This is a genomic window from Plantibacter sp. ME-Dv--P-122b, assembly GCF_030209375.1.
GTDB lineage: Bacteria > Actinomycetota > Actinomycetes > Actinomycetales > Microbacteriaceae > Plantibacter.
Window position 1 is genome coordinate 71,986 of the sequence record NZ_JARVSC010000010.1, and the last position, 22,944, is coordinate 94,929.

Annotated in this window: 21 protein-coding genes; 13 read left to right on the forward strand and 8 right to left on the reverse strand. The window is 70.6% G+C overall.

Features of this window, described 5'->3' with window-relative positions; all coding sequences use genetic code 11:
* Positions 1 to 222: 222 nt before the first annotated feature.
* From QRN19_RS16860 to trhO, 6 genes are all read right to left on the reverse strand, one after another.
* Positions 223 to 1,239, reverse strand: coding sequence for an MDR family oxidoreductase (locus QRN19_RS16860; RefSeq protein ID WP_285028332.1), 1,017 nt, complete (start codon positions 1,237 to 1,239; stop codon positions 223 to 225).
* 101 nt (positions 1,240 to 1,340) lie between these two features.
* The gene (locus QRN19_RS16865) at positions 1,341 to 2,165 is read right to left on the reverse strand and encodes an ABC transporter permease subunit (protein WP_285028333.1); all 825 of its coding nucleotides are present in this window, start codon (positions 2,163 to 2,165) and stop codon (positions 1,341 to 1,343) included.
* Positions 2,162 to 3,067: an ATP-binding cassette domain-containing protein gene (locus tag QRN19_RS16870; RefSeq protein ID WP_285028334.1), complete on the reverse strand. Its 906-nt coding sequence runs from the start codon at positions 3,065 to 3,067 to the stop codon at positions 2,162 to 2,164. Before QRN19_RS16870 ends, QRN19_RS16865 begins: the two co-directional genes overlap by 4 nt.
* A 213-nt stretch (positions 3,068 to 3,280) precedes the next feature.
* Positions 3,281 to 4,234 carry an L-lactate dehydrogenase gene (locus tag QRN19_RS16875; RefSeq protein WP_285028335.1) on the reverse strand — a complete coding sequence of 318 codons (954 nt, stop codon included), beginning with the start codon at positions 4,232 to 4,234 and terminating at the stop codon, positions 3,281 to 3,283.
* Positions 4,235 to 4,416: 182 nt separating this feature from the next.
* Positions 4,417 to 4,890, reverse strand: coding sequence for an SRPBCC family protein (locus QRN19_RS16880; protein WP_285028336.1), 474 nt, complete (start codon positions 4,888 to 4,890; stop codon positions 4,417 to 4,419).
* Positions 4,891 to 4,902: 12 nt separating this feature from the next.
* Positions 4,903 to 5,886 carry an oxygen-dependent tRNA uridine(34) hydroxylase TrhO gene (gene trhO / locus QRN19_RS16885; RefSeq protein WP_285028337.1) on the reverse strand — a complete coding sequence of 328 codons (984 nt, stop codon included), beginning with the start codon at positions 5,884 to 5,886 and terminating at the stop codon, positions 4,903 to 4,905.
* A gap of 150 nt (positions 5,887 to 6,036) precedes the next feature.
* On the opposite strand from trhO, the gene QRN19_RS16890 reads away from it, so the two are divergent.
* From QRN19_RS16890 to QRN19_RS16910, 5 genes are all read left to right on the forward strand, one after another.
* Positions 6,037 to 7,218 (forward strand): thiolase family protein, encoded by a 1,182-nt coding sequence (locus QRN19_RS16890; RefSeq protein WP_285028338.1) that lies wholly within the window; start codon positions 6,037 to 6,039, stop codon positions 7,216 to 7,218.
* A gap of 31 nt (positions 7,219 to 7,249) precedes the next feature.
* Positions 7,250 to 8,029 carry a 3-hydroxyacyl-CoA dehydrogenase gene (locus QRN19_RS16895; protein WP_285028339.1) on the forward strand — a complete coding sequence of 260 codons (780 nt, stop codon included), beginning with the start codon at positions 7,250 to 7,252 and terminating at the stop codon, positions 8,027 to 8,029.
* Between the two features lie 49 nt (positions 8,030 to 8,078).
* Entirely contained in the window at positions 8,079 to 8,912 is an 834-nt protein-coding gene (locus tag QRN19_RS16900) for an enoyl-CoA hydratase/isomerase family protein (protein WP_285028340.1), read from the forward strand.
* The gene (locus tag QRN19_RS16905) at positions 8,909 to 9,733 is read left to right on the forward strand and encodes an SDR family oxidoreductase (protein ID WP_285028341.1); all 825 of its coding nucleotides are present in this window, start codon (positions 8,909 to 8,911) and stop codon (positions 9,731 to 9,733) included. The genes QRN19_RS16900 and QRN19_RS16905 overlap by 4 nt, the downstream gene beginning before the upstream one ends.
* A 117-nt stretch (positions 9,734 to 9,850) precedes the next feature.
* Positions 9,851 to 10,183, forward strand: coding sequence for a helix-turn-helix domain-containing protein (locus QRN19_RS16910; protein ID WP_285028342.1), 333 nt, complete (start codon positions 9,851 to 9,853; stop codon positions 10,181 to 10,183).
* Positions 10,184 to 10,268: 85 nt separating this feature from the next.
* Here QRN19_RS16910 and QRN19_RS16915 read toward each other — a convergent pair whose 3' ends face one another.
* A complete protein-coding gene (locus QRN19_RS16915) occupies positions 10,269 to 10,730 on the reverse strand; it encodes a hypothetical protein (protein WP_285028343.1) in 462 nt (153 codons plus the stop codon).
* Positions 10,731 to 10,949: 219 nt separating this feature from the next.
* Here QRN19_RS16915 and QRN19_RS16920 point away from each other — a divergent pair, with 219 nt between their 5' ends.
* The 8 genes from QRN19_RS16920 to QRN19_RS16955 all read left to right on the forward strand — a co-directional run bounded on the left by QRN19_RS16920 (position 10,950) and on the right by QRN19_RS16955 (position 20,950).
* Entirely contained in the window at positions 10,950 to 12,524 is a 1,575-nt protein-coding gene (locus QRN19_RS16920; protein ID WP_285028344.1) for an MmgE/PrpD family protein, read from the forward strand.
* 31 nt (positions 12,525 to 12,555) lie between these two features.
* Positions 12,556 to 13,455 (forward strand): methylisocitrate lyase, encoded by a 900-nt coding sequence (gene prpB, locus QRN19_RS16925; protein WP_285028345.1) that lies wholly within the window; start codon positions 12,556 to 12,558, stop codon positions 13,453 to 13,455.
* A 129-nt stretch (positions 13,456 to 13,584) separates the two neighbouring features.
* Entirely contained in the window at positions 13,585 to 14,709 is a 1,125-nt protein-coding gene (locus QRN19_RS16930; protein ID WP_285028346.1) for a bifunctional 2-methylcitrate synthase/citrate synthase, read from the forward strand.
* A 69-nt stretch (positions 14,710 to 14,778) separates the two neighbouring features.
* Positions 14,779 to 16,605: a hypothetical protein gene (locus tag QRN19_RS16935; protein WP_285028347.1), complete on the forward strand. Its 1,827-nt coding sequence runs from the start codon at positions 14,779 to 14,781 to the stop codon at positions 16,603 to 16,605.
* Positions 16,606 to 16,656: 51 nt separating this feature from the next.
* On the forward strand, positions 16,657 to 17,091 hold the full coding sequence (locus QRN19_RS16940; RefSeq protein ID WP_285028348.1) for a hypothetical protein: 435 nt from the start codon (positions 16,657 to 16,659) through the stop codon (positions 17,089 to 17,091).
* Positions 17,092 to 17,210: 119 nt separating this feature from the next.
* Positions 17,211 to 17,762 carry an acyl-CoA thioesterase gene (locus QRN19_RS16945; protein ID WP_285028349.1) on the forward strand — a complete coding sequence of 184 codons (552 nt, stop codon included), beginning with the start codon at positions 17,211 to 17,213 and terminating at the stop codon, positions 17,760 to 17,762.
* Positions 17,763 to 17,907: 145 nt separating this feature from the next.
* On the forward strand, positions 17,908 to 19,857 hold the full coding sequence (locus tag QRN19_RS16950) for an Ig-like domain-containing protein (protein WP_285028350.1): 1,950 nt from the start codon (positions 17,908 to 17,910) through the stop codon (positions 19,855 to 19,857).
* Positions 19,858 to 19,954: 97 nt separating this feature from the next.
* The gene (locus QRN19_RS16955) at positions 19,955 to 20,950 is read left to right on the forward strand and encodes a DNA-3-methyladenine glycosylase family protein (protein WP_285028351.1); all 996 of its coding nucleotides are present in this window, start codon (positions 19,955 to 19,957) and stop codon (positions 20,948 to 20,950) included.
* A 29-nt stretch (positions 20,951 to 20,979) separates the two neighbouring features.
* Here the strand turns inward: QRN19_RS16955 and QRN19_RS16960 are convergent, their stop codons facing one another.
* Entirely contained in the window at positions 20,980 to 22,767 is a 1,788-nt protein-coding gene (locus QRN19_RS16960) for a phytoene desaturase family protein (protein ID WP_285028352.1), read from the reverse strand.
* Positions 22,768 to 22,944: the final 177 nt, after the last annotated feature.

A 22,944-nucleotide genomic window follows, 5' to 3' on the forward strand; every position in this document is an offset into this window, starting at 1 on the left:
GCCGCTGTCGCGTTCCCGCGTTCACAATTCAGGAGCACGCCGGTGTGTCGGCAGCGTGCGGTGTGACCAGTGGTGCGACATGCCGGGTCCGTCCTGAGTTGTGAACACCGGGAAGGCTCACGTGCGGCTGTTCGCAATTCAGGAGCGTGTCGGCGTGTCGGCCGTAAGCGACGCGACTTGGGGCGCGACATGCCAGGGCCGTCCTGAGTTGTGAACGCGGGATCAGGCGCGGACGTCGACGACGATCCGGCCGTGGACCGAGCCTGCGAGGACCCGTTCCGCCGCATCCGTCGCCTCGGCGAGGGAGACCGTCTCGGTCAGGGTGTCGAGCACGTCGAGGTCGAGCGCGGTGGTCACGCGCTCCCAGGCGGCCTGCCGCAGGGGGAGCGGCGCCTCGACGGAGTTCACACCCGCGAGCGTGACCCCGCGGAGGATGAACGGCATGACCGACGTCGGGAGGTCGGACCCGCCCGCGAGACCACAGGCGGCGACCGTCCCGCCGTACTCGACCTGCGACAGGACCGTCGCGAGCGTCTGACCGCCGACCGAGTCGACGGCTCCCGCCCAGCGCTGGCTGCCGAGTGGGCGGCCGGCCTCGGCGAACTCGGCGCGGTCGACGATCGACGTCGCTCCGAGCTGCCGCAGGGCATCACCCAGCTCGTCGACCCGCCCGGTCGAGGCGGCGACCTCGAAGCCGGCGGCGGCCAGCAGCGCGATCGCGATGCTCCCGACGCCACCACCCGCGCCCGTGACGAGCACGGGAAGACCGCCGACGCGGACGGCGCCGGAGGTCGCGCTGCCGTGCTCCAGTGCGAGCACGGCCAGGGCCGCGGTGTATCCGGCGGTGCCGATCGCGGCGGCCTGTGCGCTGGAGACGTGGTCGGGGACGCGGACGAGCGCGTCGGACCGCGCCTTCGCGCGCTCGGAGAGCCCGCCGTACCGGGTCTCGCTCAGGCCGTCGCCGAACAGGGCCACGCGGTCGCCGGCCGTCCAGGCGGGATCGCTCGATTCGGCAACGACACCGACGAGGTCGATGCCCGCGACCATCGGGAACGTGCGGACGACGCCCGGCTTCCCGGTGAGGACCAGGGCGTCCTTGTAGTTGATGCTCGAGTACTCGACGTCGACGGTGACGGCGGCGTCGGGCAACGCGGCGTCGGGGAGATCACGGAGGTCGACCGTCCGGGTGGGCTTGCCACCCTCATGCTCGACCTGCTCGACGAGGTATGCGCGGCCCATGGTGCTCCTGTCTCCGGTGCGGTGACCGGTCGGTGGCTGTCCGTCGAGCCTACGCCTCCCCGCCGAGGGGCTGCCGGCTCGAGCCATCGCGCACACCGTGCCTAGGTGACGTCGCGGCGCCAGGTCGTGGCGTAGCCGATGAGTGCGACGACGACCCCGATGCCGAGGAGGACGAGTCCGCCCTGCCACCAGGTCAGCGCGTCCTGCTGAGCGGACATCATCGAGTAGAAGCTCGGTCCGACGAGGGCGTCCGTCGCAGCACCCGGCAGGAACCGGCCGATGGAGGCGGTGACCTCCGAGAAGGAGGAGGCGAGGCGCAGCAGCGGCTCGACGAACTGCGTGAAGGCCAGCACGACGATGATCGCGCCCACCTGGCTCGGCAGGACCGCACCGAGGCCGACGCCGATCGCGCCCCACAGGGCCATCGCGAGCACCGCACGGCCGATGAGCGCCCAGGTGTCGGGATCCGTCAGCAGGGGATCGATGCCGCTGATCGCCAGGGCGCCGCCGCCGAGACCGACGGATGCCGCCAGCGCGATCACGCCGTACAGCGCGCCGACTCCGGTCAGCGCCAGGACCTTGCCGACGAGGACGTGGCCGCGGTTCGGGTTCGCGAGGAACGTGGGCGTCAGGCTCTGATGCCGGAACTCGCCGGTCGTGGCGAGCGCACCGAGCAGGACGGGGAAGACGTACCCGATGCTCGTCGCGAAGCCGTAGATGAGACCGGGTTGGGTGAGCATCTCGCTCGTCGCCTGCGCCCCGGCGCCGCTGGACTCGGCCGCGCCCGGGATGTTGGCGAAGAGGAGCGCCGCGCCGGCCGCGGCGAACCCGACGTACACGAACAGGATGAGTGCGAGCCCCCACCACACGCGGGTGGTGGACACCTTGAGGAACTCGGAGCGGATGGCTGCCAGAAGTGAGGTCATGCGTGGTCCTCCCCGCCGCTGACGAGCGCGAGGAACGAATCCTCGAGCCCCGATCGATGCCGCGACAACGCACTGAGCGGAATGCCGGCGGCGAGCGCGACCCGGCCGATGTCGATCGCCTCCACGTCATGCACGACGAGCCCTGAGCGGGCCTGGTCGTAGGTGTACCCCGCGGCGGTCAGCGCGGTGGCGAGCCGCTCGTGCTCCGGGGAGTTCACGACGACGCGGAGGGTGTCGGCGGCGTCGAGGCTTGCGAGCGTGCCGACGTGCGCGAGTCGCCCCTTCGCGATGATCACGACCTCGTCGACGGACTGCTGCACCTCGCTGAGCAGGTGCGAGCTGATGAGGACGGTCCGACCTTCGGCCGCGAGCGCGGTGAGGAAGCCGCGGATCCACTTGATCCCCTCGGGGTCGAGCCCGTTGATCGGTTCGTCGAGGACGAGCACGCCGGGGTCGCCGAGGAGGGCGGTCGCGAGGCCGAGCCGTTGTCGCATGCCGAGCGAGTACCCGGCGACGCGTCGATCCGCGACCTCGAGCAGCCCGACCTGCGCGAGCACGACGTCCACCCGGCTCGCCGGCAGCCGCGCTGCCGAGGCGTGCACGCGCAGGTGGTTGCGGGCGGTGCGGCCGGGGACGAAGCTCGCCGCCTCGAGAGCCGCTCCGACGGTCGCTGCTGGGACCGGCAGCTTGGCGTACGGAACCCCGCCGAACGTCGCGCTCCCGGACGTCGGTTGCACGAGACCGAGCAGCATGCGCAGGGTCGTCGTCTTCCCGGCGCCGTTCGGGCCGAGGAAACCGGTGACCTTGCCCGGTTCCACGTGGAACGTCAGGTCGTCGACCGCCTGCACCGCCCCGAAGGATTTCGAGAGTCCGTCGAACTCGATCGTCACGCCAGCGGTCATCCGGTGCCTCCCCAGGGGCGCGGCCGGATCCGCGCCTCGTCCTGCAACGCTATCGGGGCCGACACCGGTTGCGCATCGGCCGTTCGGGGGAGATCCAGAGAAGAGACCTGTGGCCCCGTCTCAGGAGATGCCGGGCGTGGCGGGCCGGCATCGGGGCGACGCGCCGCACCTCTCCTGAGACAGGGACGGTGGAGCCGAGGACGAGGCCGGCGGCTACAGCCCGAGCGAGTCGAGCGACGCGCGGACGGCGGCGGCCGAGTCGGCGAACTGCTGTTCCTCGCGCGGTGACATCGCGACCTCGACCACCGAGCGGACGCCCGAGCGGTCGACGATGCTCGGCACCGACAGGGCGACGCCGCTGACGCCGTGATACCCGTCGAGCACGGTGCTCACCGGCAGGATCGCGTGCTCGTCGCCGAGGATGGCCTCGACGATGCGTGCCCCGGAGAGGCCGATCGCGTAGTTGGTCGCGCCCTTGCCCTCGATGACGCGATAGGCGGCCGTCCGGACGTCGGTCGCGATCTCGTCCAGCTGCTGCTCCGTGAAGCGCGAGCCGTCGGGCAGCTCCCAGTCGAGGATCGGGACGGGGCCGATGGTCGCCTGCGACCACAGCGGCAGTTCGCTGTCGCCGTGCTCACCGACGATGACCGCGTGCACCGCCGAGGTCGCGACACCCGCACGCTCGGCGAGCAACCACCGCAGCCGGGAGGTGTCGAGGACGGTGCCGGAGGAGAAGACGCGTTCGCGCGGCAGTCCCGTGATCTGCTGGGCGGCGACGGTGAGGACGTCGCACGGGTTCGTGACGAGCATGTAGACGGCGTCCGGTGCATGCTCGACGAGTTTCGGGAGCAGCTGCTCGAGGATGCGGATGTTCGTGCCCGCGAGGTCGAGTCGGGTCTGGCCGGGTTCCTGCTTCGCGCCGGCCGTGATCACGACGACGTCCGCATCGGCGACGACCGAGATGTCGTCACCGCCCGTGATGCTGCTCGACCCGGTGAACTGCGTCCCGTGGGCGAGGTCGAGCACCTCGGCCGAGGCCCGCTTGCCGTCGATGTCGTACAGCGCCACCCGCCGGGCGCTGCCGCGGATGAGCGAGGCGTAGGCGAGGGACGAACCGACGCTCCCCGCCCCGATGATGGCCAGTTTCGACTTCGTGCGAGCACCCATGGCTCCATCTTGGCAGGGGCGGATGTGCGCGGTCAGGGCGCGGCACGACGGGTGTCGGGTTGTCTCGATGTCGAGGTATCCGCCCTTCGACAGACTCAGGGACCGAGTCGTCCCCTTCAACGCTTCGACAAGCTCAGTGACCGGACCGCCGCCACCATCGGTCACTGAACCACCCCCTCCGGTCACTGAGCTTGTCGAAGTGCCTCCGCCAACCACCGGTTCCGCGACTCGATGAGCCGTCGCAGGTGCCGGGTGAGCGCGACGTGCTCGGCCACGACGCCGAGCGGACCGAACGGCGCCGCGAACGTGACGTCGTCGAGCATGATGGTCCGTGCCGTCCCCATCGTGCGCTCCAGCGGTTCGAAGAGGTGGACGTGGCGGAACGTCCGGAACGGACCGGACACCTGCTCATCGGTGAACCGGTGGGGTTCCTCGAAGGCGGTGATCCGACTCGTCATCGTCCACGGCACGCCGAAGTGCCGCGCCCGCCAGGTGACCGACTCGCCCAGCCCGATCAGGCCGGAGGTCACGCCGCCGACCGCCCGTTCTCCGGTGTCCGCCATCGAGCCGAGGTGGGCGTCGATCGACCGCGAGAGGTCGAAGACCTGCTGCATCGTCCCGGCGAGCTCGGTGCGGAGGCGGAAGTGGGCGGTCATGACGGTGGCGGCTCAGGCGGGCTGGCCGGTGCGCGCGTCGGTGGAGGCGTCAGCCCCAGCGTGCACGGCGCATCGCGGGCCGCCATCGGGCCCGTCCGCGTGCGCCTCGCACACGACCAACTGCGTCTTGCAGGAGGGGTCGGCGCAGTTCTGCAGGTGCTTCGTCGACGCGTCGCAGACGACGCAGTGCCCGATGACGGCCGCGTGATCACTGAACTCGAGCGAGCCCCGCTTGTCGAAGACGTACAGGGAGCCCTCCCACAGGCCGTCGTCGCCGAACTGCTCGCCGTACCGGACGATACCGCCGTCGAGCTGGTACACCTCGCCGAACCCTCGCGATCGCATGAGTCCCGAGAGCACCTCACAGCGGATGCCGCCCGTGCAGTAGGTGACGACCGGCTTGTCCTTGAGGTGGTCGTACTTCCCGCTGTCGAGTTCGGCGACGAAGTCCCTGGTGGTCGCGACGTCGGGGACGACCGCGCCGGCGAACCGTCCGATCTCGGCCTCGAACGCGTTCCGGCCGTCGAAGAACACGACGTCATCACCGCGCTCCGCGACGAGCTCGTGCAGTTCCGTCGGCTGCAGGTGCACCCCGCCGCCGGTGACGCCGTGTTCGTCCACCACGAGCTCACCGGGCGCGCCGAAGGACACGATCTCCTCGCGCACCTTCACGCTGAGCTTCGGGAAGTCGCTGCTCCGGCGCCAGGGCGCGGGCCGGTGCCTGGCCGTACGCACGGGGTCGTCCTCGTCGAAGCCGGAGCCGTCGCTCCACTTCACGTCGAGATCGCGGAACGCGGGGTGCTCCTTCGTCTTCCGGACGTAGAGCTTGCAGGCGTCGAGCTCGCCGCCGACGGTGCCGTTGATGCCGTCCTTCGAGATGAGGATGCGGCCACGGAGACCGAGCGACTCGCAGAGGTCGCGCTGCCACAGCCGGATCGCCTCCGGGTCCGCCAGAGGAGCGAACGCGTAGTACAGGAGGATCTTCGGGTCGGCCACCGCTCAATCGTACGTGGCGCCGACCGCGGATCGTCGGGCCGGTCCAGCGGACACGGACGTTCCGGTCCCTCGCTTGTCGAAGGGCCACAACCGCCGCCGTCCGCGCAGGCGCCAGGCCTAGGGTGGACGCAGACCTCGAAGGAGATGGCTATGCGCACTGCAGTGATCGTCGACGCGATCCGGACACCGTCCGGCCGGGGCAAACCGGGCGGTGCGCTGAACGCCGTGCACCCGACGGACCTCCTCGCCGGCACGATCCGTGCGCTCGTGGAGCGGACCGGCATCGATCCCGCGGTGGTCGAGGACGTCTACGCAGGCTGCGTCACCCAGTCCGGCGAGCAGGGACAGAACATCGCGCGGAACGCGGCGCTCGCCGCAGGCCTCCCGCAGGAGACCCCCGGCACCACCATCGACCGGCAGTGCGGCTCCAGCCAGCAGGCCACCACCTTCGCCGCGCAGAGCGTCATGTCGGCGGGCAACGACGTCATCATCGCCTGCGGTGTCGAGTCGATGAGTCGAGCGCCGATGGGGTCCAACGTGCAGGGCGCAGACCCGTTCGGGTCCGCCCTCCGCGCTCGCTTCCCCGAGGGCCTCGTCGGCCAGGGCGTCTCCGCCGAACTCATCGCCGCCCGCTGGAACCTCAGCCGCGACGAACTCGACGCCTTCGCCGCCCGCTCCCACGAGCGCGCCGCAGCGACCTGGGCGTCCGGCGGCTTCGATGGCGAGGTCGTCGCCGTCACCCTCCCGGACGGCTCCGTCGTCACGACCGATGAGACGGTCCGAGCGGGAACGACCCCCGAGGCGCTCGCCGGACTCCCCGCCGTCTTCCGCGACGAGCGGCTCGCGGCGCGCTTCCCCGAGATCGCCTGGCGGATCACCCCGGGGAACGCCTCGCCACTCACCGACGGCGCGTCCGCAGCGCTCATCATGAGCGAGGTCCGGGCGCTCGAGCTGGGGCTCACGCCGCGTGCGCGTTTCGTCTCCTTCGCCGCGGTCGGGAGTGACCCGATCGAGATGCTCACCGGGATCCTCCCCGCCACCCGCCGCATCCTCGAGCGCAGCGGGCTCGACATCGACGACATCGACGCCTTCGAGGTCAACGAGGCGTTCGCCTCCGTCCCGCTCGCGTGGCAACGCGAGTTCGGGGTCGACGACGACCGGCTCAACCCGCGCGGCGGCGCGATCGCCCTCGGCCACCCGCTCGGCGCCTCCGGGACGAAGCTCCTCGCCACGCTCCTCGGCCAGCTCGAGGCGACCGGCGGCCGCTACGGTCTGCAGACGATGTGCGAGGGCGGCGGCATGGCCAACGCGACGATCATCGAGCGCCTCTGATGGGCGACCACCACGTGAAGGGAACCACCACATGGATGTGACCGGCAGTTCGGCGATCGTCACCGGCGGTGCCTCGGGACTCGGATTCGCGACCGCGACGCGACTGGCGGGCGCCGGTGCGCGCGTCGTGCTCGTCGACCTCCCCGGGTCACCCGGGGCGGAGCGGGCCGAGGAGCTCGGCGGGTTCGCGACCTTCGTGCCCGCCGACGTCACCGACGGCGAGCAGGTGCAGGCGGCGGTCGAAGCGGCGGTGTCGCGTGGCCCCCTGCGGGTCGTCGTGAACTGCGCCGGCATCGCGCCACCGGCGAAGGTGCTCGGCCGCGACGGCCCGGCGGACCTCGGGGCCTTCGAACGCGTCCTGCGCGTCAACGTCCTCGGCACCTTCAATGTCATCCGGCTCACCGCCGACGCGATGCAGCACAATGATCCGGACGGCGACCCAGTCGACGGCGCCGGGGACCGCGGCGTCATCGTCAACACCGCGTCCGTCGCCGCCTTCGACGGACAGATCGGCCAGCCCGCCTACGCCGCGTCCAAGGGTGCGGTGCATTCGATGACGCTGCCGATCGCCCGCGAGCTGGCGCGCTTCGGGATCCGGGTCGTGACGATCGCGCCCGGCATCATGGAGACGCCCATGCTCGCCGGGCTGCCCGAGGCGGCGCAGGAATCGCTCGGGCACCAGGTGCCCTACCCGGCCCGCCTCGGCCGTCCCGACGAGTACGCCGCGCTCGCGCTGCACATCGTCGAGAACGGCTACCTCAACGGTGAGACGATCCGCCTCGACGGCGCGATCCGGATGGCGCCGAAATGACCGGCGCTCCGATGCCGACGAACCCATCCACCGACCAGGGAGTCACTCCGTGACCAGCGACGACACCATCCTCTTCGAGGTGAGCGACGGCCTCGCGCACCTCACGCTCAACCGGCCCGCGAGCCTCAACGCGATCGACGACCGAGCGGCCAGACGGTGGCGCGACCTCGCCCTCGAGATCGCGGAGCGCGACGACGTCCGGGCGGTCCTGTTCGACGCCAACGGACCGGCGTTCTGTGCGGGCGGTGACGTCCTCGCGATGTCGCGGATGGGTGACGGCAGCCCAGGGTCGACTGGCGCCTTCGTCACCGAGCTCGCCGACATCATCCACGAGGGCCACCGGACTCTGCAGTCGGTCGCGAAGCCGATCGTCGCCGCCGTCCAAGGGGCTGTCGCGGGCGGCGGACTGGGGTTCATGCTCGTCGCCGACGTGATCGTCGCGTCCGACCGGGCGAAGTTCGTCAGCAAGTACGCCGACATCGGCCTCACGCCCGACTGCGGCGTGAGCACCCTGTTGCCCGAGGCGGTCGGGATGCGTCGGGCGCTCGAGCTCACCCTCGGCCCGCGGATGCTGAGCGCCGACGAGGCACTCGACTGGGGGCTCGTGACCGAAGTGGTCCCCGCCGAGCAGCTCGACGCCCGCGCCCGCGAGGTGGCCGCGTTCTGGTTGGCGGGAGCCACGGCCGCGTTCGGTCAGGCGAGGCGGCTGCTGCGCGAGAGCGTCGGCCGCGGCTACCAGGACGCCCTCGACGACGAAGCCCGCACGATCGGCGTGGCGATCGAGACGCCCGAGTCGGTCGCGCGCGTCGCAGCGTTCGCCGCCGCGTCGGCGAAGCGCGCCGCCGCGTCGACCACCACCACCCCGAAGGAGCCCACCGCATGACCACCCTCGCCGGCAAGACCATCCTCATGTCGGGCGGCAGCCGCGGCATCGGCCTCGCGATCGCCCTGCGTGCCGCCCGCGACGGCGCGAACGTCGCGATCCTCGCCAAGACCGACACCCCCGACCCGCGCCTCGAGGGGACGATCCACACCGCGGCGGACGCGATCCGCGAGGCCGGTGGGCGGGCGCTCCCGATCCTCGGCGACGTCCGGAACGACGACGACATCACCCGGGCCGTGTTCGAGACGGCCGGTGAGTTCGGCGGCATCGACATCGTCGTCAACAACGCGAGCGTCATCAGCCTCGCGCGCACCCTCGACCTCGACGCGAAGCGGTACGACCTCATGCAGGACGTGAACGTGCGCGGGACCTTCATGCTGTCGCGGGCGGCCATCCCGATGCTCAAGGACGCCGAGAACCCGCACATCCTCTCGCTGTCACCGCCGCTCAACCTCGACCCGAAGTGGCTCGGCGCCCACACCGGCTACACGCTCGCGAAGTACGGGATGTCGATGGTGACGCTCGGTCTCGCGGCCGAATTCGGGCGCGACGGCATCGCCGCGAACACGCTCTGGCCGAAGACGACGATCAAGACGGCGGCCGTCGGCAACATCCTCGGCGGTGAAGCGCTCCTGGCGAAGAGCCGCACCCCGGAGATCTACGCCGACGCGGCCTACGAGGTCCTGACGGCGCCGTCGCGTGAGCTCACGGGTCGGTCGCTCATCGTGGAGGACGTCCTCGCCGAGGCCGGGGTCACCGACCTCGCCAAGTACTCGCCGGGCGTCGACGAGTCGGAGCTCTATCCCGACATCTTCCTGTAGCGGCGGCTGGACCTGTCCGCTGACGGCAGAACGTGTGCTCCCCGGGCCTGGCCGACCCGCGCCTACAGTGAGAGCACGCGGTCACCGAGCCCGCGCCCGCAGCCGGAAGGAGTCGCCATGTTGTACCGCGAAGCCCTCGGCGCGGCCCTGCGCACGCGTCGGCTCGAACAGGGGCGCACCCTGCAGGACGTCGCGACCGCCGCAGCCGTCTCGACGCCGTACCTGTCGGAGATCGAACGCGGCCGGAAGGACGCCTCCTCCGAGGTGGTCGTGACCATCGCCGATGCCCTCCGCACCCGCCTCGACGCGCTCATGTTCGACATCGCCGAGCGCTTCGAGACCGCGGCGGCTCCGATCGTCGTCGAGCTGTCGCCAGCCGAGGACGCGCTCGCCGACGCGACGATCACCCCGTTGCGCCCGACGGCCGATCCGCAGCTGCTCGCCGCCTGACCCCGACCGTCGGCGACCGTCCGGACACGGTGCTTCGGCCCGCCAGGTGACGGCCAGCCGCTCGCTCGGCCCGCCGCTCGCTCCGTCAGCCGCGGGCGAGTGCCTCGAAGGTCCCGTGGAGGATCGGCTCTGCCGTCTCCCACGTCGTGGCCTCGTCCCAATCGCCGAGGTCGGTGACCTCGGCGTGGCGACCGGCCTGGTGCTTCGGCTCGGGATCGCCCGGGAGCCGCAGGCGCTGGGTGAACCCTCCGGTCGTCCGGTCGAAGTCGAGCACGTGGAAGGCGACGTTCCGGTTCCAGTCCTCGGAGGGCCACGAGATGAAGTTCACGCGCACCCGCTCAGCGGACAGCGGCCCCTCGGCCACGTAACTGCCGGGGTGGTCCTCGCCCGGCGACAGGATGCGGTACGCACCGTTCGAGCAGTAGAGCAGCAGGGCCGGCACGAACGGCTTCTCCGCGAACAGTTCGGTGTAGTGGAGCGCCTCGGCTCGGACCACGTCGCCGAACAGGTGCGGGGTCTGCGGTGCCCCAGGGGTGTGCATCGGCACGGTCGTCTCCTTCGGTTCGTCAGGGGTCGGTACGCGTGTCACTCTGGCCGCGGCCGCCGTATGCGCGGTGTACGCGGGCTGGGTGGATGCGGAGAACGAGGCTGGTATTCCACGGCGCCAGGAGGACGGCGCGACAACAGGACCGTTCCGCGTGAAATGTCCTGTTCCCGGGCGGTTCTCCTGCTGCGGCGCGACGGACCCGCGGGCGTAGGCTGGAGGATGCGACGCCCCGCAGCACACTCGGACGGGCCGCACCCGAAAGGAACACCCGTGATCCAGCACCACCTGCGCGTCCACCGCAGCGACGAGAACCTCGCCCGCGAAGGACAGCTCGCCTGGCAGCTCGCCCGCGTCGCGACCGATCCGGTGGAGGTGACCCCCGAGGTCGTCGACATGATCATCAACCGGGTGATCGACAACGCCGCCGTCGCAGCCGCCTCGCTCACGCGCCGGCCCGTCTCCTCGGCTCGCGCCCAGGCGCTCAGTCACCCCGTCAGCACGGGCGGCGACGGTGCCACGGTGTTCGGGCCCGACCTCGCCCGCCGCGTCTCACCGGAATGGGCGGCCTGGGCCAACGGCGTCGCCGTACGGGAGCTCGACTTCCACGACACCTTCCTCGCCGCCGAGTACTCGCACCCGGGCGACAACATCCCGCCCATCGTCGCGGTGGCGCAGCACGTCGGCTGCACGGGCGCCGACCTGGTCCGCGGGATCGCGACCGGCTACGAGATCCAGATCGACCTCGCGAAGGCGATCAGCCTGCACCGACACAAGATCGACCACGTCGCACACCTCGGCCCGAGCGCCGCGGCCGGCATCGGCACGATGCTCGGCCTCGATCAGGCCACCATCCACCAGGCGATCGGCCAGGCGCTCCACACCACGACGGCCACCCGCCAGTCGCGCAAGGGCGAGATCTCCACGTGGAAGGCGCACGCTCCCGCGTTCGCCGGCAAGATGGCGGTCGAGGCCGTCGACCGGGCGATGCGCGGCGAGACCAGCCCGTCGCCGATCTACGAGGGAGAGGACGGCGTGGTCGCCTGGCTGCTCGACGGCCCCGACGCCTCCTACGACGTCCCGTTGCCCGGCGCCGGTGAACCGAAGCTCGCGATCCTCGACTCCTTCACGAAGGAGCACTCGGCCGAGTACCAGGCGCAGGCATGGATCGACCTCGCCCGCAAGCTGCACCATGAGCACCCGGAAGTCCTCCTGCCCGGAGTCGTGGACCGCATCGTCCTCCACACCTCGCACCACACGCACTACGTCATCGGCTCCGGCGCGAACGACCCGCAGAAGTACGACCCGACGGCGTCTCGCGAGACGCTCGACCACTCCATCCCCTACATCGTCGCGGTGGCGCTGCAGGACGGCGCGTGGCACCACGTCGACTCCTACCGTCCCGAACGCGCCACCCGCGCCGACACCGTCGAGCTGTGGCACCGGATCTCGACGGCGGAGGACGCGGAGTGGACGCGCCGCTACCACTCGCTGGACCCGGCCGAACAGGCGTTCGGCGGGCGCATCGAGATCACGCTCACGGACGGATCGACCATCGTCGACGAGATCGCCGTCGCCGACGCCCACCCGCTCGGCGCCCGGCCGTTCGCGCGCGCCGACTACGTCCACAAGTTCCGCACGCTCGCCGCCGACGTCCTCGACCCGGAGGAGATCGAGCGTTTCCTCGCGCTCGCCGAACGCCTCCCGGAGCTCGACGCCGACGAGGTCAAGCAGCTGAGCATCCAGGCCGCCTCCGGGGTCCTCGCCTCGGCACCCCACCCGACCGGCCTGTTCTGATGCCGGCCGACCTCCAGAAGGGACTGCGCTGATGCTGTACAGCGAGACCACGCCGGCGGAGAAGCGCCGGCTGTTCCGGGAGCGGCTCGCCACTAGTGAGCTGCTGCGCTTCCCGGGCGCGTTCAACCCGCTCTCGGCGAGGCTCATCGAGCAGAAGGGCTTCGACGGCGTCTACATCTCCGGCGCGGTGCTCTCCGCCGATCTCGGGCTGCCCGACATCGGACTGACGACCCTCACCGAGGTCGCCGGTCGCGCCAAGCAGATCGCCCGGATGACCGAGCTGCCCGCGATCGTCGACGCCGACACCGGCTTCGGCGAGCCGATGAACGTCGCGCGCACCGTCCAGGAGATCGAGGACGCCGGGCTCGCCGGGCTCCACATCGAAGACCAGGTCAACCCGAAGCGCTGCGGCCACCTCGACGGCAAGCAGGTCGTCGACACCTCCACCGCGCTCGGCCGGATCCGTGCCGCCGTCGACGCCCGGCGCGATGCGAACCTGCTCATCATGGCGCGCACCGACATCGCCGCCGTCGACGGGCTCGACGCCGCGATCGAACGGGCCAAGCAGCTCGTCGACGCCGGAGCCGACGCGATCTTCCCCGAGGCGATGCGGTCGCTCGAGGAGTTCGCCGCCGTCCGCGACGCGGTCGACGTGCCGATCCTCGCCAACATGACGGAGTTCGGCAAGAGCGAGCTGTTCACGAGTCAGCAGCTCGCCGATGTGGGCGTGAACATCGTCATCTGGCCGGTGTCGCTCCTCCGCATCGCGATGGGCGCCGCGGGTCGCGCGCTCGACACGCTGAACGACGAGGGCTCGCTCACGAGCAAGCTCGGTGAGATGCAGCACCGCGCCGATCTCTACGAACTGATCGACTACGAGGGCTACAACCGCTTCGACACCTCGGTCTTCAACTTCACCATCGACCGGTAGGCGTCCCTCACCGGTGAACACCACCTGGGTCTCCGCTCCCCGAGCTTGTCGAGGGGCGAGCCGGGTGCCAGGCTCGACCAAGACACTTCGACAGGCTCAGTGACCGGAGCCGCCGCAAAGGAGCAACGCATGACCGAAGCGACCAGCGACATCAAGAAGGGTCTCGCCGGCGTCGTCGTCGACGTGACGGGCGTCTCGAAGGTGAACCCGGAGACGAACTCCCTGCTCTACCGCGGGTATCCGGTCCAGGAGCTCGCCGAGCACTGCAGCTTCGAGCAGGTCGCGTACCTGCTCTGGAACGGCGAACTGCCCACGGACGCCGAACTCACCGAGTTCACGGCGTTGGAGCGGGGCCAGCGTGCGCTCGACGACAACGTCAAGGCGGCCATCGACCTCCTGCCGACGACGAGCCACCCGATGGACGCCCTCCGGACGGCCGTCAGCGTGATCGGCGCGAACGACCCGACCGCCGAGACGAACACCCCTGAGGCCAACGCGGTGAAGGCCGCGAGCCTGTACGCGAAGCTGCCCGCGATCGTCGCCTACGACCAGCGCCGCCGCCACGGCCTCGAGCTCATCCCACCGCGCGACGACCTCGGATACAGCGCCAACTTCCTCTTCATGACCTTCGGCGAGGAGGCCGATCCGGTCGTCGTCGACGCCTTCGACGTCTCGATGATCCTCTACGCGGAGCACTCCTTCAACGCGTCGACGTTCACCGCCCGGGTCATCACCTCGACCCTCAGCGACCTGTACTCGGCGGTCACCGGCGCGATCGGCGCACTCAAGGGCGCCCTGCACGGTGGCGCGAACGAGGCCGTCATGCACGTCTTCGACGAGATCGGGACCGCTGACCGGGCAAGTGCGTGGCTCGACGCGGCGCTCGCCGAGAAGCGCAAGATCATGGGCTTCGGACACCGGGTCTACAAGAACGGCGACTCGCGCGTGCCGACGATGCTCAAGGCGCTCGAGCGGCTCGCCGAGCACTACGGCAAGCCCGAGATCCTCGAGTTGTACACGACGCTCGAAGCGGACATGGTCGCGCGGAAGAACATCAAGCCGAACCTCGACTACCCCTCGGGCCCGGCGTACAACCTGATCGGGTTCGACACGGCCACGTTCACGCCGCTGTTCGTCGCCGCTCGCATCGTCGGGTGGACGGCACACATCGCCGAGCAGCTGGCGTCGAACGCGCTCATCCGCCCGCTGTCCGAATACGTCGGGCCCGACGAGCGGCACGTGCCGACCGACTGAGCGGCGAGTTCTCCACAGATTCGGCGGCGCCACCCACGGCGATATTCCAGATGAGTAGTCTCGGTCCTCGTGACTGCTCTGATCCGCTCTCCGCGCTCCCTGCTCCTGCGATCCACACTGTCGGCCCTGGCCGCCGCGACCATCCTGCTCACCGCGGTGGGGCTCCCGGTTCCGGCGTCCGCCGCTCCGCACGTCCGGTCCATCGCCGACCCACAGGAGCACGACGACGGACCCGGTGACGCGGTCGGGACCACGGACGTCCCCGGTGCGTCGGACGCCGTGGGCCCCGCGGTCGGCGCGTCGCGAGTGATCGGGAAGCTCGTCCTGCAGAACCGGTCCAACGGGTCTTCGGCCTACGTCGGGCTCTCCGCGCCGGAGTCGGGTCGCAACGTGCAACGGCTGTACTCGTCCTCGGCGGGCGGAGCGGCGTCGCTCGCGGGAACGTATTCCCTCCCTGCCGTCGGTGCGGCCGGGCCGATCACCGGCACGGGAACCTCCTCGACGCTCTGCCTGACGCCCGCGGGCGACGGCTACCGGGCGCTCGTCGCAGCCCGGACCTGCACCGGTTCCCCGTCGCAGGACTTCGAGTGGCGGTACGTCTCGAACAAGTGGGTCTCCGGCTACGCCCTGTACCCGGTGTCGAGTCCGTACTCCTTGGGCGGGACCGACACCGACGCCTTCGTCGAACTCACGATGGACGCGCTCACCGACGTCGTCGTGGAGTCCCAGCTGGCCCCGATCGAGCCGTTCGAATTGCGTACCCCGACGATCGGGGAGACGGTGGACACGCCGACTCCCACGTTCAGCGGTATCGGGCAGCCCGGATCAGCCGTCTCGATCCGCACGGACGCACAGGTCCTGCTCGCGAGCACGAGCGTCCCCCTGAACTCCACGTCCTGGTCGGTTCCGTCGATCCAGCTCCAGCCCGGCCGCTACACGGGAACTGCGACGCAGCGCGGAACCGGGCCGGATGTCCAGGTGCGCTTCGACTTCACTGTCCCGGCACCGCTCGCACCGGGCGCCTCGATCCCCACGCCGACGCTCTTCCCCGGTCGGTCCGTGGAGGTGGAGGCGACGTTCAACGCCGATGCCGGTGGACAGCGCATCGACGTCTACCACCCGGCGGACACACGGATCACCGCGGTCGACGATCCGGCCTTCACGCTCGACGCGTTGGGCATGGGGGGCGTCCTGCCGGTCGGCACGAGCACGTTGAAGTTCACGCTGCGGGCGAACGACGACGCCCCCGTCGGCGAGGCCACCGGCGGCAGAGTGACCTACGGCCCCTCACGCATCACGATCGCCGACTTCACGGCGAACATCCTCAGGGCTCCGGACGAACCGATCGCCCCCTTGGTGGTCGAGTCACCGAGGCGCGGTGAGACGATCAGTGAGTCGACCCCCGTCTTCCGCGGGACCGGCGAGCCGGGATCGCGCATCGAGATCCGCGGTGCCTGGGGCGATGTCCTCGGCGCGGTGGAGCGGGTCGAAGCGAGCGGTGCGTGGACGATCACCTGGAACAAGAGCCTGCGCCCGAGTCAGTATGCCGGTGGCACCGTGAAGCAGTTCGTGAACGGTGTCCCGACGCACACCTTCGTCTACGACTTCACGCTCGTGCTGCCGAAGCTCGTCGTGACGTCGCCGAAGGTCGGCGACACCATCACGGGCACCCGTCCGGTGTTCACCGGTACGGCGAACCCGGGGGCGCGGGTGCGGATCACCGGCGCCTGGGGTACCGACCTCGGCTCCGCGATCGCCGATGCACGGACCGGCGAGTGGACCATCACGTGGCCGCAGGACTATCAGCCGGCGCGATATTTCGGAGGCACGGTGACGGAGACGGTCGGCGGGAAGGTCATCGGCACGACCGGGTACGACTTCACCCTCGCTCGCTGACCGCATCGCCCTGCCCTGCCGTCGACTTGATCTGAATACCGAAGGAACCCCATGCCCAAGCAGCTCACGCTCATCGCCGTCGCGGGTCTCGCCGTCCTCGGCCTCGTCGGATGCACCGACACGGACCCGACGTCGACCACGGGCGGGTCGTCGTCGGTCACGACCGACGCCGCCACCGGACCCGAGTACACGATCCCCGACGTCACCGGTGAGTGCGTCGACGGCACGGCGACCATCGTCGACGACAGCTCGAACGTGACCATCGACGGCGACTGCGAGAACGTCGTCGTGGAGGCCTCCAACAGCATCGTGACCGTGACGGGTGCGGTCGTGAACCTCTCGTTCAACAGCTCCATCACGCTCGTGATCGCCCCGTCAGTCGAGAACGTGACCTTCGTCGAGGGCGCCAACGGTAACAAGGTCCAGACCCCGGCAACGCCCGTCGTCACCGACGGCGGCGAGGGCAACACCGTCGCTGCCGAGTAGTTCGCGGGCACTGCTGCTTGTGTCAGGAATCGCCTGTCGGGCCGTCTCGGGGTGACCTCGTTGTCGGGGTCGGACAACGACGTCGCACGTGGTGGGGCTGTCGGGATACGGTCGCATCCGTGCACCTCATCTTCCGCACCATCGCCATGTTCCTGCAGTCCCGCCGTCGAGCCCGCCGCGGCGAGCGCCTCGACACCTGGGACGTCGGTCGGATCCGGTTGCGCGTGCTGCCGACCGATCTCGACGTCCTCGGCCACATGAACAACGGTGTGTACCTGTCGATCTTCGACCTGGGCCGGTTCGACCTCCTGATCCGGAACGGACTCTGGGACCGCTTCAAGCAGCTGGGCTGGTATCCGGTGGTGTCGAGCGAGAGCATCACCTTCCGGAAGTCGCTGCAGCCCTGGCAGCGATTCAGCGTCGAGACCCGCGTGACGGGCTACGACGACAAGGGCGTGTTCATCGAGCACCGGGTGGTCGTCGACGGGGAGATCTACACGCAGGCCCTCGTCCGAGGTCGGTTCCTCAAGCGCTCGGGTGGCGTGGTGGCTCTGGCAGAGCTCGTCGAGCTCACCGGCCCGGCTCCAGCCGACCTCCCCGCGTGGCAGGCGCAGTGGGCTCGCGACGTGGCGCTCCCGCCGACGAAGGCACCGGCGCCCAGCGACTGGTGACCGGAACCGGTCGGTCGACATACTGGATTAAGCGACTGGAATACTTGTAGGCTGACCGCGTTCGTTCGCGAACGTTCACCGGTACGTACCGTCGGCTCGTCTGCGTCGGCCTGGGCGTGCCCTTGCGAAAGGTCGCCTCACGCCTATGAAGCTCCCCACCCCCGTCTCCATCCTGAGCCTGGTCGGCATCACGGCGGGACTGCTCAGCGGCCCAGCCGCCTCCGCCTCCGAGACGTCGTCCGACGTCGCGTCCGGCGCGTCCTCGATCCAGGGTCGGTTCGTCGGCCAGACGTTCCCCTCCGGCTCGGGATCCTTCTTCGCGGTCGGTGCCGCGGCAGACCTGCTGAACCCGGTCCGCGCGACGACGCACGCCACGCTCGGCGAGGCCTTGGCCGCTTCCGAGCGCTGGACCTTCCCGGCGGCCGACGCCTCCGGACCGATCACGACCGCGGCCGGGGGTGTCACGCGATGCCTCCAGCCCGACCCGTCGCAGGCCTACAAGTACGTCTATCCGGCCGTCTGCGACGGCTCCACGGCACAGCAGTGGACGTGGGAGTCCTTCGAGAACGGCCGCGTCGGCGGGTTCGGGCTCGTCTCGAGCGGCGGTGCCGGCGGGTTCCTCCGTCAGTTCGACGGCCGTCTCGCCGTCGGCGGGTACGGTGTCACGGCGGATGCGGACCGGATATCGCCCGAGGGCGTCGACCCGGTCCCGGTGCTGGAACCGGTGAGCCTCGACACGCCGGCACCCGGTTCGGTCGTCCGCGACCCTCGCCCGACCTTCAGCGGGCACGGTTCGCCCGATGCGGTCATCGAGGTGCTCGATGCCGAGCGCAGACTCCTCGCCTCGACGACCGTCGACCCGCACGGATCCTGGTCGGCCGAACCGATCCGCGACCTCGCCCCCGGGACGACGTCCGGTATCGTCCGCCAACTGTCCGACGACTCGACGGTGAACTGGTCGGTCACGTATCGTGCCGTCGCCGCAGTGACGGTGCAGACGCCCCCGCTCGACGCCACGCTCGACGACCCGCGACCGGTGTTCTCCGGGCTCGGAGAGCCGCAGGCCCGGGTGACCGTCGTCGACGACCTCTCGGGTGCGGTCCTCGCCGACGTCGAGGTCGACGGGACCGGTGCGTGGACGCAGCAGTCACTCCGCACCCTCGAACGACGCGCCTACACCGCGACCGCCACTCAGGTGTTCGACGGACGACCCAGCACGGCGCCTCTCCGTTTCACGGTCGACGAACCGGCGCCCGAGCCGGGGCCGATCGAGGACGTCAGCCTCCGGTCGCCCGCCATCGGCGAGGTCGTCGAGACGCCGAGACCGGTGTTCACCGGTCGTGGTGAGCCCGGCGCGACCATCAGGGTCATCGGGGCCTGGAACACCGAGATCGGATCCGCGCAGGTGCGCGACGACCACACCTGGACCGCCGAGCTGAACAAGACGCTGAATCCGGGACGCTACCAGGGCGGGTCAGTGCGTCAGGAGATCGACGGCGTCGAGCAGTCGAGGGCGCCCTACGACTTCACCGTGCGGAGCGGGTCGACGGTCGCGCCGTTGCTCGTGGAGACCCCGACGATCGGGGGCTTGGTCTCCTCATCCGTTCCCGTCTTCAGCGGCAAGGCCCAGCCCGGCGCGAGGCTCGAGATCTGGAGCGGGTGGGGTGATCTCGTCGGGAAGACCGATGCCGTCGCGGCGAGCGGGAACTGGTCGATCACCTGGAACAAGTCGCTCCTGCCTGCTCGGTACGCGGGTGGATCGGTCCGTCAGATCGTCGGCGGTGTCGAGACGCATCGCTCCGGGTACGACTTCACGATCGCGTCGGCGCTGACGGTGACCTCTCCGAAGATCGGCGACACCCTCACCGGCACGCGGCCGGTCTTCACCGGCACGGCGACGCCCAACGCGGAGATCGAGATCATCGGTCTCTGGGGCACGCGCCTCGGGACGGCGACGGCGGACGGTTCGGGAGAGTGGATCGTCACCTGGAATCGTGACTACCTTCCCGGCCGGTACCAGGGCGGGCGCGTGGAGCAGCGCGTGGGCGGGACCTTCGTCGATCAATCGGGCTATGACTTCCGCCTCGTGCGGTAGCCGCTCGGGCAGGTCGGCAGCGGGCGAGGGGCCGTCGGTCTCCTGGCCCGCTGCCGACGGCGTCGGATGTCGGTGGTCACCACGTAGGGTGACCACCATGGTCGCCTCCGCATCGTTCGTCGCTCCTCCGCCGTCACCGGTGCAGGATGTCAGACGACCGTCCGCGCCGACGCCACGCGCCGCCGAACTCCTGCGGACGGTCTACCGTCCGAGCGGCCCACTCGACGTCCACAGCACCCTGCGCCTCATCGCCCGCGGAGGCGACGGACCCTGTTACCGCCGCACGCCTGGCGGGGTCTGGCTGACGGCGCGGACACCGCACGGTGGCGCAACGCTGTACGTCTCGACCGTCCGCGACGGTGAGGTCGAGGCCGCCGCCTGGGGCCCGGGCGCCGAGTGGATGGTCGCCGGTGTGCCGGAGCTCCTCGGGTGCGACGACGACTGGTCTGAACTCGACGTGAGCCGGAGTCCGCTGCTCACCGAGGTGTCCCGGCGGAACCCGGGGCTCCGTTTGAGTCGCAATCGCCTCGTGTTCGAGATGCTCGTGCCGTCGATCCTCGAGCAGAAGGTCACCGCGCTCGAAGCGTGGCGTGCGTGGCGCCTGCTCGTGCGCCGTCACGGCGATGCCGCCCCCGGTCCGGCACCGGAGGGCATGGTCGTCGCGCCGTCCGCCGAGACCTGGCGGATGATCCCGAGCTGGGAGTGGCACACCGCGGGAGTGGGGCCGCAGCGCTCGGAGACGGTCGTGCGGTCGTCGCGACTGGCGTCCGCGATCGAGCGGACGATTGACGAACACCCCGATGCCGCATCGCGACGCCTGCAGAGTCTGCCCGGCATCGGCGTCTGGACAGCCGCCGAGGTGACGCTCCGGGCGCACGGTGACCCCGACGCCGTGAGTGTCGGCGACTACCACCTCGCGGCCTCGGTGGGGCAGGCGCTCACCGGCTCACCTGTGGACGACGACGGCATGCTCGAGCTGCTCGCTCCGTGGGCTGGTCATCGGCAGCGGGTGCTACGGCTCATCGGTCGGAGTGGCATCCACAAGCCGCGTCGCGGCCCGAAGATCACCATCCAGGACCACCGCAACCACTGAGTGCGGCAGCACCCGCTGAGGCGTGCGGGTCAGGCGTCGAGGAGGGCCATCGCGGCGTTGTGCCCACCGAGCCCGCTGACCGCGCCACCGCGTCGGGCCCCGGCACCGCAGAGCAGGACCCGTGGGTGCGCCGTGGCGACACCCCACCGCTCGGCCGCCGTCGTCCGAGGGGCGTCGTCCTCGAGGAACGGCCACGACAGCGGGCCGTGGAAGATGTTCCCGCCCGGCATAGCCAGAGAGCGCTCGAGGTCGAGCGTCGTCCGTGTCTCGATGCAGGGCCGCCCCTCGGCGTCGAGCAGCAGCAAGTCCTCGATGGGCTCCGCGATCACCGAGTCCAGCGATCGCAGCACCGCGGCCTGCAGTGCGTCTCGGAAGGCGTCGTGACCGCCGGCGACCGCGTCCGCAAGGACTGCGAGCCGATGCGGCACATGAAGTCCGAACACGGTGAGCGTCTGCGCCCCCGATGCCTGCAGCTCCGGCGAGAGGATGCTCGGGTCGCTCAGGGTGTGGCAGTAGATCTCGCACGGCAGCGGGTCGGGGATCCGGCCGGCCGCCGCCTCGAGGTAGGCGTGCTCCAGCTGCGCCCAGCCCTCGTTGATGTGGAAGGTGCCGCCGAACGCCGCAGCCGGGTCGACGGTCGGGTCGAGGAGCTTGGGGAGCCTCCGCAGCAACAGGTTCACCTTCACCTGGGCGCCCTCGGGATGCGGGACGCCGTCCTCCGGTGCTGGCGCCGTGCCGAGGATCGCGTCGGTGTCACTCCACTGCACCGGCATCCCCCGCGCTGCCGACCACGCGGCGTACGCGGCCGCGACCGCCTGTTGCTCCGCCGCCGGATCGAGGAGGCGCTCCAGCACCGCCGGAGCCGCACCCGACAGGATCCACTCGCCGCGGACGACGACCCCGGGGCGAGGTCGGAACCGGTCCAGCGTCGACATCGGTTCGGTCACCTCGAGCTCCGCCTCCGCGGCGAGGTCCACGTAGGCGACGAGCCCGTGCTCCGGTTGGACGGACGTCACCTCGGCGAGCGTCCGGATGTCGGCGCCGGCCTCCTCGGCGGCTCGGCGCAGTGCGTCCGTCACCGCGCCCATGCCGCCGACCGGGACGTCCCAGTCGCCCGTCCCGCCGCCGATCAGGTGGTAGAGGAAGCAGATGTTCTGCTGCAGGGTCGGATCGTCCGCTTGGGCGAAGGTGCCGATGAGGGCATCCGTGAAGACGACGCCGCGGACGAGATCGGAACGCGCGGCGTCCTCGATGGCACGGCCGATCGGTGCGTCGAACACCGCCGACCAGATCGATGCGACCTCGGCCGCAGGCACGCCGAGGTCAGCGGCCGCGGCGATCACGGCGTCTCGTGCCTCCGAACGACTCCGGAGCGGCTCGAGCACCGTCGGCCAGAGCGCCGAGGCCAGGTGACCGATCCGACGGTGCAGTTCGGCGATGCCCGCGGCGTCCTCCCGATGCCCGATCGACGCGAATGACGCGACCGTGGCGTCGTCGTCGTGGTTGTCGATCAGGAGCCCGGTGCCCGGGTTTGCGGGGTCGGGCGTGTACGACGAGAAGCGGCGACGGACGAGCCGCACGTCGAGCCCGAGGTCGTCGATGATCTGCTGGGGCAGCAGGCTGACGAGGTACGAGTACCGGGACAGTCGGGCGTCGACGCCGGGGAACGGACGTTCCGAGACGGCTGCTCCACCCGTATGGTCGAGGCGTTCGAGGAGGAGGACGCGCTTGCCCGCGCGTCCGAGGTAGGCGGCGGCGGTGAGGCCGTTGTGCCCGCCGCCGACGATGACGGCGTCGTACTGCTCGACGGAATGCATGACCACACCCTATTCGCAGGCGCACTTCGACAGGCTCAGCGACCGGGGGAGACTGCTCAGCGACGGGGTGCGCCGGTCCCTGAGCTTGTCGAAGGGCGGTGACCGGGCGGGGCGCCCAGCCGCCAGGCGTGTACTCGCGAGCCTCAGCTGGGATCGGCGGATCGGAGCATAGGCTGA